Annotated in this window: 14 protein-coding genes; 12 read left to right on the top strand and 2 right to left on the bottom strand. The window is 44.8% G+C overall.

Annotated elements, in window-relative coordinates:
• The first annotated feature begins 73 nt into the window (after positions 1-73).
• The 9 genes from NST79_RS19720 (at position 74) to bacF (ending at position 10,679) form a co-directional block, all read left to right on the top strand.
• Positions 74-1,774 carry a M20/M25/M40 family metallo-hydrolase gene (locus NST79_RS19720; RefSeq protein WP_212060265.1) on the top strand — a complete coding sequence of 567 codons (1,701 nt, stop codon included), beginning with the start codon at positions 74-76 and terminating at the stop codon, positions 1,772-1,774.
• Positions 1,774-3,186, top strand: a complete 1,413-nt coding sequence (locus tag NST79_RS19715; RefSeq protein ID WP_015250969.1) for an amino acid permease — start codon at positions 1,774-1,776, stop codon at positions 3,184-3,186. The genes NST79_RS19720 and NST79_RS19715 overlap by 1 nt, the downstream gene beginning before the upstream one ends.
• A gap of 209 nt (positions 3,187-3,395) precedes the next feature.
• Positions 3,396-4,634: an MFS transporter gene (locus NST79_RS19710; protein WP_212060267.1), complete on the top strand. Its 1,239-nt coding sequence runs from the start codon at positions 3,396-3,398 to the stop codon at positions 4,632-4,634.
• A 151-nt stretch (positions 4,635-4,785) separates the two neighbouring features.
• Positions 4,786-5,400 carry a prephenate decarboxylase gene (gene bacA, locus NST79_RS19705; protein WP_009968341.1) on the top strand — a complete coding sequence of 205 codons (615 nt, stop codon included), beginning with the start codon at positions 4,786-4,788 and terminating at the stop codon, positions 5,398-5,400.
• The gene (gene bacB / locus NST79_RS19700) at positions 5,390-6,097 is read left to right on the top strand and encodes a 3-((4R)-4-hydroxycyclohexa-1,5-dien-1-yl)-2-oxopropanoate isomerase (RefSeq protein WP_003244300.1); all 708 of its coding nucleotides are present in this window, start codon (positions 5,390-5,392) and stop codon (positions 6,095-6,097) included. The genes bacA and bacB overlap by 11 nt, the downstream gene beginning before the upstream one ends.
• A gap of 2 nt (positions 6,098-6,099) precedes the next feature.
• Positions 6,100-6,861, top strand: a complete 762-nt coding sequence (gene bacC / locus NST79_RS19695; protein WP_033883424.1) for a dihydroanticapsin 7-dehydrogenase — start codon at positions 6,100-6,102, stop codon at positions 6,859-6,861.
• Positions 6,862-6,879: 18 nt separating this feature from the next.
• Positions 6,880-8,298: an alanine--anticapsin ligase gene (bacD, locus tag NST79_RS19690; RefSeq protein WP_015250972.1), complete on the top strand. Its 1,419-nt coding sequence runs from the start codon at positions 6,880-6,882 to the stop codon at positions 8,296-8,298.
• Positions 8,295-9,479 carry an MFS transporter gene (bacE, locus tag NST79_RS19685; protein WP_212060269.1) on the top strand — a complete coding sequence of 395 codons (1,185 nt, stop codon included), beginning with the start codon at positions 8,295-8,297 and terminating at the stop codon, positions 9,477-9,479. Before bacD ends, bacE begins: the two co-directional genes overlap by 4 nt.
• Entirely contained in the window at positions 9,480-10,679 is a 1,200-nt protein-coding gene (gene bacF / locus NST79_RS19680; protein WP_095010538.1) for a transaminase BacF, read from the top strand. It abuts the gene before it with no gap.
• Positions 10,680-10,693: 14 nt separating this feature from the next.
• On the opposite strand, the gene bacG is transcribed toward bacF, so the two are convergent.
• Both bacG and hemQ read right to left on the bottom strand, forming a co-directional pair.
• Entirely contained in the window at positions 10,694-11,473 is a 780-nt protein-coding gene (bacG, locus tag NST79_RS19675; RefSeq protein ID WP_015250974.1) for an NADPH-dependent reductase BacG, read from the bottom strand.
• 133 nt (positions 11,474-11,606) lie between these two features.
• A complete protein-coding gene (gene hemQ / locus NST79_RS19670; protein WP_003242896.1) occupies positions 11,607-12,371 on the bottom strand; it encodes a hydrogen peroxide-dependent heme synthase in 765 nt (254 codons plus the stop codon).
• A 269-nt stretch (positions 12,372-12,640) separates the two neighbouring features.
• On the opposite strand from hemQ, the gene pta reads away from it, so the two are divergent.
• The 3 genes from pta (at position 12,641) to ywfL (ending at position 15,551) form a co-directional block, all read left to right on the top strand.
• Positions 12,641-13,612 (top strand): phosphate acetyltransferase, encoded by a 972-nt coding sequence (pta, locus tag NST79_RS19665; protein WP_003235941.1) that lies wholly within the window; start codon positions 12,641-12,643, stop codon positions 13,610-13,612.
• A gap of 145 nt (positions 13,613-13,757) precedes the next feature.
• On the top strand, positions 13,758-14,657 hold the full coding sequence (gene cysL / locus NST79_RS19660; RefSeq protein ID WP_029318684.1) for a cysJI operon transcriptional regulator CysL: 900 nt from the start codon (positions 13,758-13,760) through the stop codon (positions 14,655-14,657).
• A gap of 48 nt (positions 14,658-14,705) precedes the next feature.
• A complete protein-coding gene (gene ywfL, locus NST79_RS19655) occupies positions 14,706-15,551 on the top strand; it encodes an octanoyl-[GcvH]:protein N-octanoyltransferase (protein ID WP_003227511.1) in 846 nt (281 codons plus the stop codon).
• Positions 15,552-15,629 lie beyond the last annotated feature (78 nt).

Genomic DNA, 15,629 nt, shown 5'->3' with positions numbered 1-15,629 from the left:
TTTGAGAGAAATAAAATCGTGCGATTCTTTAGCGGATCGCACGATTTCAACTTTTTGATCAGGAGGACAATTTATGCAGTATACAAAAATCAGTCACATGAATCCGGCTGAAAGAGTGGAGGCGCTGACAGCATCTCTGGTCAGCCTCAGCAGTGTGAACGGCACCGTTGGAGAAGGGACAAAAGCAGATTTCATCAAAGAAGTGATCACGAGCTATCCTTATTTTCAGGAAAACCCCAGTCATGTGTGGGAACAGGCCATTCCCAATGACCCATACAATCGCAAAAATATTTTTGCGTTTATTAAAGGACATGGAGAAAGCCGAAATACAGTCATTTACCATGCCCATCTGGATACAGTTGGAATTGAAGATTTCGGCCCTTTAAAGGATATCGCTTTTGATTGTGAGAAATTGGCCGAGTATTTCAGCCGCTATGAGTTCGATCAGGATGTTCAGCGGGATGCCAAATCAGGCGATTGGATGTTCGGAAGAGGATCTGTTGATATGCAAAGCGGCATCGCCGTGCATTTAGCCAATCTCCTGCATTTTTCGGAGAACCTTGAGACGTTGCCGGGAAATGTATTGTTTATGGCCAATCCCGATGAGGAGAGCCAGCATTCGGGCATTCTCGCCAGCATTTCAGAGCTGAACCGGTTAAAAAAAGAAAAACAGCTTCACTATTTGGCTGCTATTAATACGGATTTTATTACCCCGCTTTACGATGGTGATCAGACAAGATATATCTATACCGGAGCCGCGGGAAAACTGCTGCCTTGCTTTTACATTTACGGGCGGGAAGTCCATGTTGGCGATACACTGGCAGGGATTGACCCGAATTTCATTTCATCTGAAATCACAAGCCGTCTCCACAATAACATCCATCTGGCAGAAAAGGTTGAAGGGGAGTTGGTTCTGCCCCCATCCTGTTTGTATCAGCGTGATAACAAGGAATCCTATAATGTGCAAACGGCTGTCAGCACCAGCTTGTATTTCAATTGTTTTATTTATGAAAGAACAGCAAAAGAAATGATGGATTTGCTTATTGAAGTCACTGAGGAAGCATGCCAGGAGACAGAACAAAAATTATCAGATTATTATGAAGAATATGTAAAAAGAGCCAACCTGCCAAAGAAACATTTATCATGGGGCATTCAAGTGTATAGCCTGGAGCAATACTTAGAAAAGCTGAGAAACCGGGGGATAGATCCCGAGCAGTGTATCGAGCAGACATTCAAAGCCAACGAGCACCTTGAACTTCGCATGAGATGCTTTCAGGCAATCGAAGAGCTTCAAAAGCTTGACCCCGATCAAGGCGCAAAAGTCATTCTATTTTACGCACCTCCTTACCTGCCGCATAACTATTTGAAAGAAGATAGCGCAAGAGATCAGCTTTTGCAGCATGTGATTAAAGAAGCGGCTGACAAAACCGCTGAATCGACAGGCGAAACATTTGTCTTCAAAAAGTTTTTCCCCTACTTGGCAGACGGCAGTTTTTTATCACTGCACGAAACCGATGGCGAAATTGATTCTTTTATCAGGAACTTTCCTGGGTGGAATATGATTGGGACCATTCCGTTCAAAGCTATACGCAAGCTGAATATTCCATCCATTAATATGGGTGTGTACGGAAAAGACGGCCATAAATGGACAGAACGAGTCTATAAACCGTACACATTTCATGTATTGCCTCTCCTCATACAGCAAACCACCGTTCACCTTTTGCAAAGCTACCGGATGACCATCACGGCAAAAGAACCAAAGGGGGAAGGATGATGCAGAATCATAAAAATGAATTGCAGCGCAGCATGAAAAGCAGGCATTTGTTTATGATTGCTTTGGGAGGGGTGATTGGCACTGGGCTGTTTCTAGGCTCTGGCTTTACCATTAGCCAGGCGGGACCGCTCGGCGCCATTGCCGCGTATATCATCGGCGGATTTTTAATGTATCTCGTCATGCTTTGTTTAGGAGAATTGGCTGTTGCCATGCCGGTGGCAGGATCGTTTCAGGCCTACGCCACTAAATTTCTGGGACCGTCGACAGGCTTTATGATTGGCTGGCTGTATTGGTTCAGCTGGGCGAATACAGTGGGGTTAGAGCTGACGTCAGCAGGCATTTTGATGCAAAGGTGGCTGCCCTCCGTTCCGATCTGGATATGGTGCCTCGTGTTCGGCATCGTCATCTTTTTGATTAATGCGCTCTCTGTCAGAAGCTTTGCAGAAATGGAATTTTGGTTTTCAAGCATCAAAGTGGCGGCGATCATATTATTTATTGTGATTGGCGGAGCCGCTGTGTTTGGCTTGATTGACTTTAAAGGCGGACAGGAGACACCCTTTTTGTCTAACTTTATGACTGATAGAGGACTTTTCCCTAATGGGGTGCTGGCCGTTATGTTTACGCTGGTCATGGTGAACTTCTCGTTCCAGGGAACGGAGCTTGTCGGCATTGCGGCAGGGGAAAGTGAAAGCCCGGAAAAAACACTGCCAAAGTCCATTCGAAATGTCATTTGGCGCACGCTGTTTTTCTTTGTGCTCGCTATGTTCGTCTTGGTTGCCATCCTTCCGTACAAAACGGCGGGGGTGATTGAAAGCCCATTTGTAGCGGTACTCGATCAAATCGGCATCCCATTTTCGGCAGATATCATGAACTTTGTCATCTTAACAGCCATTTTATCTGTTGCTAATTCGGGGTTGTATGCGGCGTCGCGTATGATGTGGTCACTTTCATCAAATCAAATGGGTCCATCCTTTCTCACCAGACTGACAAAAAAAGGCGTGCCGATGAATGCCCTGCTGATTACGCTAGGCATTTCAGGCTGTTCGCTGCTGACAAGTGTCATGGCCGCAGAAACAGTGTATTTATGGTGTATCTCAATCTCGGGCATGGTCACAGTTGTCGCATGGATGTCCATTTGTGCGTCGCAATTTTTCTTTCGCAGACGTTTCCTGGCAGAAGGCGGAAATGTGAATGATCTGGAGTTCAGAACGCCGCTTTATCCGCTAGTCCCGATTCTCGGATTTTGTTTATATGGCTGCGTGTTGATCAGCCTTATTTTCATTCCGGATCAAAGAATTGGCTTATACTGCGGTGTGCCGATCATTATTTTCTGTTATGCATACTATCATCTAAGCATCAAAAAGCGTATAAATCATGAACCGATTGAAAAAAAGCAGACAGAGGCGCAATAGAAAAAGCTCTCCGGGAGGCCGGAGAGCTTTTTTTACGTGTTACATCCTCATGTATTTTTAGAATGAAATATAGAAATATATAATGTGATTTAAATGAAAATAATAAAAGTTATAAAGATTTCGTTCGAATTGTAAATAGTGAAAAAACAATGCTAAACTATAATACAACTTTATGATAAGAAGATTATGGAAGAGGTGTTTGAGAAAGAATGAACAGCAATCAAAACAATGACATCAAAACAAAACATCATTTTCCGTTATTGTTGGCACTGGCTTTAACGATGGGGGTATTTGCAGCCGGATCTGAAGAGCTTGTGATCTCACCGCTGCTGCCGGATTTAGCAAAAGCCTTCAGCTCAGATGTCAGTGTCCTTGCATTATCTATCAGTATTTACGGCATTATGATTTTTATCGGTGCGCCGCTTTTGGTTCCATTAGGCGATAAATACTCCAGAGAACGGAGTTTATTGGCCGGGCTTATGATCTTTATCATAGGAACGGTGATATGCGCTTTGGCTCAAAATATTTTTTTCTTCTTTTTAGGCCGGGCGCTTTCGGGATTGGCTGCGGGAGCGTTTGTTCCGACCGCTTACGCAGTTGTCGGTGATCGTGTTCCTTATACATACAGGGGCAAGGTGATGGGACTGATCGTTTCAAGCTGGTCGCTGGCGCTGATTTTCGGAGTGCCGCTCGGATCATTTATCGGCGGCGTCCTGCATTGGAGATGGACGTTTTGGATTTTCGCCTTGATGGGCGTTTTAGTTGTCCTGCTGATTCTCCTTGAAATGCGCCGCCATGCCCAACATAAAAACAGCGGCAAGGAAGAAATAGAAGAGCCCGCAGGAACATTCCGGGATGCGCTGAAAGTCCCTCGTGTACCTGTTTATATCACGATAACCTTCTGTAATATGATTGGTTTTTACGGTATGTATTCCTTTTTAGGCACCTATCTTCAGGACGTTTTTACCGGAGGAAACACGGCTGCGGGCTTATTTATCATGATTTATGGAATCGGGTTTTCCATGAGTGTGATTACAGGAAAGATAGCCGACCGCATCGGAAAAATGCGCTCCCTTTTGATTGCGCTGGGGGTCATCAGCGTTCTGCTGGCGTGTTTACCATATGCGCCGGCGTCTATGTTTCTGTTAATCACCAGCCTATTTATTTGGGGATTAATGCAAAGTTTGACGGTGACGCTGCTCAGCACCATTTTGAGTGACTGCTCAGAGCGTCATCGCGGAAAAGTCATGGTGTTTTACAGCCTCGCCTCGAATCTGGCCGTGACATTAGGTTCTGCTTTAATGGGACCCGTATATGTGTCATACGGCTATGCAGCTGTCGGATTGATTTGCGCCGCCATCACAGTCCTCGGATTTGTGCTCAGTGTATTCGCATATAAAAAGTACGGCAAACTTGAGCAGAAGGCCGATCAGTCCTTATCTCAATAAACAAAGTTTCTAAATTCCTATAATTAAAAACCCTTTTTAAAGGGTTTTTTTGTTTGTATGGGAATAATTATCAATATTTTCAAAAAACATTGACAGTTCAATTGCCGCTGGATAAAATTTACTTAAAATTTTAAAAGATTGGTTGGTGCTCATGATTATATTGGATAATAGCATTCAGACAAAAAAAAGAACTGATTCACTATCCAAACTCATTACAGTCAACACGCTCGGCCCTGAGGGGACAAGCAGTGAGTACGCAGCAAAGCATTTCATTTCCAATTTTACTCTTCTACAAGGGCTGAACAGTAAATTGTCCTTGCATGATACTTTTGAATCTTGCATCGAAAGGACGCTCCAAAGCCCGCTGGAATATACCATCGTCCCACATGCTTACGATGGCATTAAGCATTTCTACATGAGGCCGGATTTGCAGCTATTGCAGATCTTCAGGTGCGATACACCGATGTACGGCCTGGCTGTTCGTCCTGATTTTGAATTCAGAGACGATATGCTTGATACATCTGTTATTGTTTCACATCCTTCACCTATTAATTTAATAAAATATTTTACCCGCAAAGATGTTCGTTTCAAACTAGTCAATTCAACCAGTCAAGCCGCAAGAAAAGTAAAAGAAGGTTTGTATGACATTGCCTTAACCAATGAGCTTGCACGGCAAAAGTACGGGCTAACCTTTGTAAAAACATTCAAAAGCATTCCAATGAGCTGGTCATTATTTGGAAAAGGAGACGTTGATGATGAAAACTAAAGAAGATATGCAGGAGCTTTATTTCCCGACACCGAAATTAATTGAATGGGAAAACGGAGTGAGGCAGTATTCAACCGTACGAGGGGATACTGAGGTATTAATGTCTTACGTCCCGCCGCATACCAATGTTGAACCCCATCAGCATAAGGAGGTCCAAATCGGCATGGTCGTTTCTGGCGAGCTGATGATGACTGTCGGAGATGTGACAAGAAAAATGACAGCCTTGGAATCTGCCTATATCGCGCCGCCGCATGTGCCTCACGGGGCAAGAAACGACACAGACCAAGAAGTGATTGCTATTGATATCAAGCGGCTGAAAGCTGATGAAACATATACAAGTCCTGAGGACTACTTTTTGGATATTTTCAAAACAAGAGACCTGCTGCCGGGCATGGAAGTCACGTTCTTTGTTGAGGATTGGGTAGAAATTATGCTTGCCAAAATCCCTGGAAATGGCGGAGAAATGCCTTTCCATAAACATCGGAATGAACAAATAGGCATCTGCATCGGCGGCGGCTATGACATGACGGTCGAAGGCTGCACAGTCGAGATGAAATTCGGCACAGCCTATTTCTGTGAGCCTCGCGAAGATCATGGTGCCATCAACCGTTCAGAAAAAGAATCAAAATCGATTAATATCTTCTTCCCGCCGCGCTATAACAGGGCAAAAGCAAAAAAAATGAAGGCGGATGAATGATCATGAACCTCACCGATAAAACCGTCCTCATAACAGGAGGCGCATCAGGCATTGGTTATGCTGCGGTTCAGGCTTTTTTGGGCCAGCAGGCCAATGTGGTTGTGGCGGATATTGATGAAGCGCAGGGAGAAGCAATGGTACGAAAAGAAAATAATGACAGGCTGCACTTTGTGCAAACGGACATCACAGACGAAGCTGCCTGCCAGCACGCTGTTGCATCGGCGGTTCATACATTTGGCGGGCTCGATGTCTTGATTAATAATGCAGGCATCGAAATCGTGGCGCCTATTCACGAGATGGAGCTCAGCGATTGGAACAAGGTGCTGCAAGTCAATTTGACCGGCATGTTTTTAATGAGCAAACATGCACTCAAGCATATGCTGGCCGCCGGCAAGGGCAACATCATTAATACGTGCTCTGTCGGCGGACTCGTGGCATGGCCTGATATTCCTGCTTATAACGCCAGCAAAGGCGGGGTTTTGCAGCTGACTAAATCAATGGCCGTTGATTATGCGAAGCATCACATTCGCGTGAACTGCGTATGCCCGGGGATCATCGACACACCGCTGAATGAAAAATCATTCCTTGAAAATAATGAAGGCACACTTGAAGAGATCAAAAAAGAAAAGGCGAAGGTAAATCCGCTGCTGAGGCTTGGGAAACCTGAAGAAATCGCAAACGTGATGCTGTTTTTAGCCTCGGATTTATCAAGCTATATGACCGGAAGCGCCATCACCGCAGACGGAGGATACACCGCACAATAGAGAAGGAGTGTTTTACATATGGAGAGAAAAACAGTATTGGTCATCGCTGATCTTGGAGGCTGCCCGCCGCACATGTTTTATAAAAGCGCTGCTGAAAAATATAACCTGGTCAGCTTTATTCCAAGACCTTTTGCAATTACAGCCTCCCATGCAGCATTGATTGAAAAATACTCGGTCGCGGTCGTAAAAGATAAAGACTATTTTAAGAGTTTAGCTGATTTTGAGCATCCTGACTCCATTTATTGGGCGCATGAGGATCATAACAAGCCTGAGGAAGAGGTCGTCGAGCAAATCGTCAAGGTTGCCGAAATGTTTGGGGCGGATGCCATCACAACAAACAATGAATTATTCATTGCTCCGATGGCGAAAGCCTGTGAACGTCTGGGCTTGAGAGGTGCCGGCGTGCAGGCAGCCGAAAATGCCAGAGATAAAAATAAAATGAGGGACGCTTTTAATAAGGCCGGAGTCAAATCGATCAAAAACAAACGAGTCACAACTCTTGAAGATTTCCGTGCTGCTCTTGAAGAGATCGGCACACCTCTTATCTTAAAGCCTACATACTTAGCGAGTTCTATCGGTGTAACGCTGATTACGGACACTGAGACGGCAGAAGATGAATTTAACAGAGTCAATGACTATCTGAAATCAATTAACGTGCCAAAGGCGGTTACGTTTGAAGCGCCGTTTATCGCTGAAGAATTTTTACAGGGTGAGTACGGAGACTGGTATCAAACAGAAGGGTACTCCGACTATATCAGTATAGAAGGCATCATGGCTGACGGTGAGTATTTCCCGATCGCCATTCATGATAAAACGCCGCAAATCGGGTTTACAGAGACATCCCACATTACGCCGTCCATTCTGGATGAAGAGGCAAAAAAGAAAATTGTCGAAGCTGCCAAAAAGGCAAATGAAGGGCTTGGCCTGCAAAATTGCGCAACACATACAGAGGTCAAGCTAATGAAAAACAGAGAACCGGGTTTAATTGAATCGGCAGCCAGATTTGCCGGCTGGAATATGATCCCTAACATTAAAAAGGTTTTCGGCCTTGATATGGCGCAATTATTATTAGATGTCCTCTGTTTCGGAAAAGATGCCGATCTGCCGGACGGATTATTGGATCAAGAGCCTTACTATGTCGCCGACTGCCATTTGTACCCGCAGCATTTCAAACAAAATGGCCAGATTCCAGAAACCGCTGAGGATTTGGTCATTGAAGCGATCGATATTCCGGACGGGCTTTTAAAAGGGGATACTGAAATCGTTTCTTTTTCGGCCGCAGCACCAGGCACTTCAGTTGATTTGACATTGTTTGAAGCTTTCAATTCCATTGCTGCATTTGAACTGAAAGGCAGTAATTCACAGGATGTGGCTGAATCAATCAGACAAATTCAGCAGCATGCGAAGCTGACGGCAAAGTATGTGCTGCCAGTATGAAACAGCTGAAACCCAACTCTAAATACTTGCTTTACGGGCAGGCGCTATCGTTCATGGGAGACTATTGTGTTCTCCCTGCCCTGCTCATTTTGTCTACATATTATCACGATTATTGGGTGACGTCCGGGGTCATCGTGGTCAGAAGCATTCCGATGGTGTTTCAGCCGTTTTTGGGTGTTCTGGTCGACCGGTTAGACAGAATTAAGATCATGCTGTGGACGGATATCATCAGAGGCATCATCTTTTTGGGGCTCACATTTCTTCCAAAAGGCGAGTATCCGCTGATTTTTCTGGCCCTGCTGTTTATTACTTATGGAAGCGGCGTGTTTTTTAATCCCGCCCGTCTCGCTGTCATGTCGTCCTTGGAATCAGATATTAAAAGCATCAACACGTTATTTGCAAAAGCGACAACCATCTCCATTATCGTCGGGGCGGCTGCCGGAGGGCTCTTTCTGTTAGGCGGATCTGTAGAGCTGGCTGTTGCCTTTAACGGTGTGACATACCTGGTTTCGGCATTTTTCATCAGCCGTATCAAACTGCAATTTGTGCCGATTCACTCTGAAAACATTAAAGAGGCCTTTCAGTCTTTTAAGGAAGGACTCAAGGAAATCAAAACCAATGCATTCGTATTAAACGCCATGTTTACGATGATTACAATGGCTTTGCTGTGGGGAGTTGTGTACAGCTATTTTCCGATTGTCAGCCGCTTTCTGGGTGACGGGGAAATCGGCAACTTTATCCTCACATTCTGCATCGGCTTCGGCGGGTTCATCGGAGCGGCGCTTGTCAGCAAATGGGGCTTTAACAACAATAGAGGCCTGACGTACTTTACCGTTTTATCCATTGTCTCGCTGGCGCTGTTTTTATTCACGCCGATTTTCGCTGTTTCTGTCATCGCGGCGATCCTCTTTTTCATCGCGATGGAATACGGGGAAGTGCTTGCAAAAGTGAAGGTTCAGGAAAATGCGGCAAACCAGATTCAAGGGCGCATTTTTTCAGTGGCCGAAGCGTCTATCGGATTATGCATTTCTATTGGTTCAATGTTCATTAACATCCTAAGCGCTCCGGTCATTATGGGGCTGATTGTCGTGATCGTATGCGGTTTGTTTTTGCATACGAAGCTCGTCAACAAATCGTTTTTGGAACGGGATAACAAAACGGAGCAAAAAGGAGTCTTTTAGATGGAAATAACACCGTCCGATGTCATCAAGACACTTCCAAGGCAAGAGTTTTCTCTCGTTTTTCAAAAGGTAAAGGAAATGGAAAAAACGGGGGCCCATATCATTAATCTCGGACAGGGGAACCCTGACCTTCCCACTCCGCCGCATATTGTGGAGGCTTTGCGGGAGGCTTCTCTGAATCCTTCGTTTCATGGATACGGCCCTTTCAGGGGCTATCCTTTTTTAAAGGAAGCGATCGCTGCTTTCTATAAAAGGGAATACGGAGTGACAATCAATCCTGAAACGGAAGTCGCGCTTTTCGGAGGCGGGAAAGCCGGATTGTATGTGCTGACACAATGCCTGCTCAATCCGGGAGACATCGCTTTAGTCCCGAATCCAGGCTATCCTGAATATTTATCAGGGATTACGATGGCGCGAGCTGAGCTTTACGAAATGCCGCTGTATGAAGAAAATGGCTATCTGCCGGATTTTGAAAAGATTGATCCAGCCGTGCTGGAAAAAGCGAAGCTTATGTTTTTAAACTACCCGAACAACCCCACTGGAGCTGTGGCTGATGCGGCTTTTTATGCAAGAGCTGCTGCTTTTGCGAAAGAGCATAACATCCATTTGATTCATGATTTTGCATACGGAGCGTTTGAATTCGATCAAAAACCGGCCAGTTTTCTTGAGGCAGAGGATGCCAAAATTGTCGGAGCAGAGCTTTATTCATTTTCAAAAACATTTAACATGGCCGGCTGGAGAATGGCGTTTGCGGTTGGGAACGAAAAGATCATTCAGGCCGTCAATGAATTTCAGGATCATGTATTTGTCGGCATGTTCGGCGGGCTGCAGCAGGCAGCGAGTGCGGCGCTTTCTGGAGATCCGGAGCATACGGAATCGTTGAAACGAATTTATAAGGAACGAATTGACTTTTTTACGGCGCTTTGCGAAAAGGAATTGGGCTGGAAGATGGAAAAGCCAAAAGGAACCTTTTACGTATGGGCTGAAATTCCGAATACGTTTGAGACATCTCACCAATTTTCCGATTACTTGCTGGAGCATGCCCATGTCGTAGTCACACCGGGCGAAATTTTTGGAAGCAACGGAAAAAGGCATGTCAGAATCTCAATGGTGTCGAAGCAGGAGGATCTGAGGGAATTTGTCATGCGGATTCAAAAGCTGAACCTGCCGTTCGGGTCATTACAAGAAACATCCCGCTAAAAAGCGGGATGTTTTTATATGCTTTGCATGCTGCCGCCATCAGCGGAAATTTGCTGTCCCGTGATGTAGGAGGCTTCCTCAGAGGCAAGAAACGCGGCGAGCGCTGCGGTTTCTTCGGCTGATCCGACCCGTTTCATCGGAATCCCGGAAGCAATCTGTTCCTCTGCTTTCTGTTTGGATATGCTGTTCTTTTTCATCACATTTTCCACAAATTGATGATAACGGTCTGTAGCGATAAAACCAGGATTCAGACAGTTGACAGTAATGTTGTGAGGAGCAAGCTGGATGGAAATATTTTTACTGGCGTTAATTAAAGCGGCATTCATCATACTGTTTGTGAACATGTTGGCGCCGGGTTCTTTCCACAGATTTCCGACAATGTTGATGATTCTGCCAAACTCGTTTTGTTTCATCAGTGAGGAAGCACGCTTGATAGCGTCAATATAGGCAACGGTCTTTTGAGTGAACGTGGCCGTCATATCGTCTATATTGCAGTTATCAAATGTATCAGGCGCGCCACCCGGGATATTATTAATCAGAACATCAAGCCGTCCGCATTGAGATTCGATTTCCTGAAAAATGCCCGCTCTCGTATGCCGGTCAGACATATCCCCCGCAAGGACAATGACGCTCGCCTCAGGATGCTTGGCCAAAATGTCTTCTTTGACAGATTCAATATTATCCCAATTTCGTGAATTAATGACGAGGGAAAAATGCTGGTCTGCTAATTTCAGAGCGATTGCTTTCCCGATCCCTTGACTGGCTCCCATAACAAATGCGGTTCGTTTTGACAAATCACTGCACCCCTTTGAAAAAATTGGATTATTATCTACATCGTAAGAAAAAACGAAGAAAATAGCAAATTTTATTTAAATTCTGATAAAGGAGGATTGAAAAACTCCCGCCGGATAGGGCGGGAGGGGGATATTATACATATAGGAATTGAGGAAGTGTATCAAGCGAAAGGTGATTGCCGACAAAGAATGAACCAAATTCGCCATAGCGAGCGCTGACTTCGTCAAAACGCATTTCATACACTAACTTCTTGAATTGAAGGACATCATCGCTGAATAATGTAACGCCCCACTCGTAATCGTCAAAGCCGACAGAGCCGGTGATGATCTGTTTGACTTTGCCCGCATAGCTGCGGCCGATTAAACCGTGGCTTCTCATCAAGTTTCTGCGTTCTTCCATTGAAAGCATATACCAGTTGTCGTTGCCGGATCTTCTTTTATCCATTGGATAGAAGCATACATATTTTGATTCCGGCAGTTCAGGGTAAAGGCGAGCGCGCACATGCGGATTTTCATAAGGATCGCCGTCACCGCTTGCCAAGTAGTTGCTCAGCTCTACCACTGATACGTAGGAGTATGCCGGAATGGTGAACTCAGCAAGTCTTGATTTGTTGAATTCAAGCTCAATTTGATTTAATTCTTCCATTGTAGGACGAAGGATCATCAGCATAAAATCAGCTTTTTGGCCGACGATGCTGTAAAGAGTTTGCGATCCTTTTCCTTCTTTTTGGGCTACGCCCCATTTTTCAAGCAACCCAGTGAATTCATGTATGATAGATTGGCGCTCATCACTGGACAGAAGCTTCCAGGAAGCCCAATCCATTGTGCGGAAATCATGAAGCGCATACCAGCCGTCAAGCGTTTTTGCAGCTTCATTCGTCATTTGCTGTTCACTCATTTATCTTCACTCCCATTATCTTTTCATGATTGCCTTCACTATACCATAGTTTATCCGATTCTACTGTGGAGAAACCTTGAACATCCCTTCCGTATAACTCCATCAAAATAGAAGAACCTATAAGGGAAGATTGAGTCACTTAAATTAGTTAGAAAAATAAGATTTTTTTATGAAAGCGCTATAATGGAAGTTGGCTGTTTGAATTTGATTGGAAGAAGAGTATGCTAGTAAAAGAAAGCGTTTTTGTAACTTTTTGAGGAGGTTTTATTGTGGCAGATTTATTTTCAACAGTGCAAGAAAAAGTAGCTGGAAAAGACGTTAAAATTGTATTTCCTGAAGGCTTAGACGAGCGTATTTTAGAAGCGGTCAGCAAGCTTGCAGGAAACAAAGTGCTGAATCCGATTGTGATCGGCAATGAAAATGAGATCCAAGCAAAAGCAAAAGAATTGAACCTTACGCTGGACGGCGTTAAGATTTATGATCCTCATACATATGAAGGCATGGAAGACCTTGTACAAGCATTCGTAGAACGCCGCAAAGGCAAAGCGACAGAAGAACAGGCTCGCAAAGCGTTATTAGACGAGAACTACTTCGGTACAATGCTGGTGTATAAAGGCCTTGCAGACGGACTCGTAAGCGGAGCTGCTCACTCGACAGCTGACACTGTCCGCCCGGCTCTTCAAATCATCAAAACAAAAGAAGGCGTGAAAAAGACTTCAGGCGTGTTCATCATGGCTCGCGGAGAAGAGCAATACGTATTCGCAGATTGCGCGATCAACATTGCGCCTGACAGCCAAGACCTTGCCGAGATTGCGATCGAAAGTGCCAATACGGCAAAAATGTTCGACATTGAGCCTCGCGTGGCAATGCTCAGCTTTTCTACAAAAGGCTCAGCAAAATCTGATGAAACAGAAAAAGTAGCGGATGCAGTGAAAATCGCGAAAGAAAAAGCGCCTGAACTGACACTTGACGGCGAATTCCAATTTGATGCTGCATTTGTTCCATCTGTAGCTGAGAAAAAAGCGCCGGATTCCGAGATCAAAGGGGACGCTAACGTATTCGTATTCCCAAGCCTTGAAGCAGGGAACATCGGCTATAAAATCGCTCAGCGTTTGGGCAACTTTGAAGCGGTAGGACCAATCCTGCAAGGTTTAAATATGCCTGTAAACGACCTTTCAAGAGGATGTAACGCTGAAGATGTTTACAATCTCGCATTAATTACAGCGGCGCAAGCACTGTAATAAAAATGAAGACGATGGCAGCTCTCGACCGAGGGCTGCCTTTTTTGCGCTTCCGTATAGCCTTCTTTACCAAGACGGATGATATGAGTACAATAAAGAAAACTAATCATAACCATATATTTCATTAATGACAGGGGTGGGGTTTTTGTATTACGACGTGCTGAAAACGTTTATAGCGGTGGTAGAAGAAAAAAACTTCACAAAAGCGGCAGAAAAGCTGATGATCTCCCAGCCCAGCGTCAGTCTGCATATCAAAAATCTTGAGAAAGAATTTCAAACCGCTCTTCTGAACAGGTCGCCAAAACACTTTACGACAACGCCGACAGGAGACATTTTATATCAAAGAGCAAAGCAAATGGTGTTTCTCTACGAACAAGCCAAGGCTGAAATCTATGCGCATCATCACTATGTGAAGGGTGAATTGAAAATAGCTGCAAGCTTTACAATCGGTGAGTATATTCTTCCGCCGCTATTGGCCCAGCTGCAAAAGCTGTATCCAGAGCTGAATCTAGATGTCATGATTGGCAATACAGAGGAGGTCAGCGAGCGTGTGCGGATGCTTCAGGCTGATATCGGGCTGATTGAAGGACATACAAACGAGAATGAGCTGGAAATTGAACCGTTCATGGAAGATGAAATGTGCATTGCCGCTCCAAATCAGCATCCGCTCGCCGGGCGGAAAGAGATTTCGATCAGCGATTTGCAGAACGAAGCGTGGGTGACAAGAGAGAAAGGCTCCGGGACGAGAGAATATCTTGATCATGTACTCAGTTCAAATGGACTTCGGCCGAAATCAATGTTTACCATCAGCAGCAATCAAGGTGTAAAGGAAGCGGTGATTAACGGCATGGGACTTTCGGTTCTATCCAGAAGCGTGCTGCATAAGGATTTGATCCACCGCGAAATTTCAATTCTGCATATTAATAATTTCTCGTTAAAGCGCAAGCTGTCTTACATTCATTCTCCTCTCATGGAGAATACAAAAAATAAAGAAATTTTTATTACGATGCTGAAAAGCAATTATCAATCACAGCTGCTGAAATGATATAATAGTTTTCGTTCAATAAGCCTAACATGAAAGGGTTTTACATAGATGGCAAACCAACCGATTGATTTACTGATGCAGCCGAAATGGAGAGTCATTGACCAATCCAGTCTCGGCCCTTTATTTGATGCGAAGCAATCCTTCGCAATGGATGATACGCTGTGCATGTCCGTCGGAAAAGGCGTGTCGCCGGCGACAGCGCGCTCATGGGTGCACCACGATACAATTGTCCTTGGAATACAGGATACACGCCTCCCGTTTTTGCAGGATGGCATCTCCTTGCTGGAGAGCGAAGGATACCGTGTGATCGTACGCAATTCCGGCGGTCTTGCCGTCGTATTGGATGACGGTGTTTTAAATATCTCTCTCATATTCGAGGACGAAAAGAAAGGCATCGATATAGACAAAGGATATGAAGCGATGGTCGAGCTGATGAGACGAATGCTGAGACCGTATAACGCAAAGATCGAAGCCTATGAAATTGAAGGGTCTTATTGTCCCGGCAGCTATGACCTCAGTATAAATGGCAAAAAGTTCGCCGGCATCTCTCAGAGACGCGTTCGCGGCGGAGTCGCTGTTCAAATTTATCTCTGTGCAGATAAAAGCGGCAGTGAAAGGGCCGACTTGATCAGACGATTCTATCAAGCGGCGCTGAAAGACAAACAAAACGATAAAAAAGGCGTCTATCCGGAAATACGTCCGGAAACGATGGCGTCCTTAAGTGAGCTTCTGCAAAAAGACATCTCCGTACAAGACTTAATGTTCGCTTTATTGACGGAATTAAAAGCGTTAAGCACTCATCTTTACTCTGCCGGACTGTCCATTGATGAGGAAATGGAATTTGAGAAAAACCTCGTCCGGATGGCTGAGCGGAATGCAAAGGTATTTGGGTGAACGTTCTTCGCATGCCGGCTGTATATGCCGGCATGCATTTTTTATCACAAGCGGCATTTTACCCCAATAATCTTATTT

It is taken from the genome of Bacillus sp. PS196, from assembly GCF_037963555.1.
In the GTDB taxonomy this organism is placed as follows: Bacteria; Bacillota; Bacilli; order Bacillales; family Bacillaceae; genus Bacillus; species Bacillus subtilis.
Note: the sequence above shows the minus strand (reverse complement) of the source record. Positions and strands in the feature narration are given on the sequence as shown.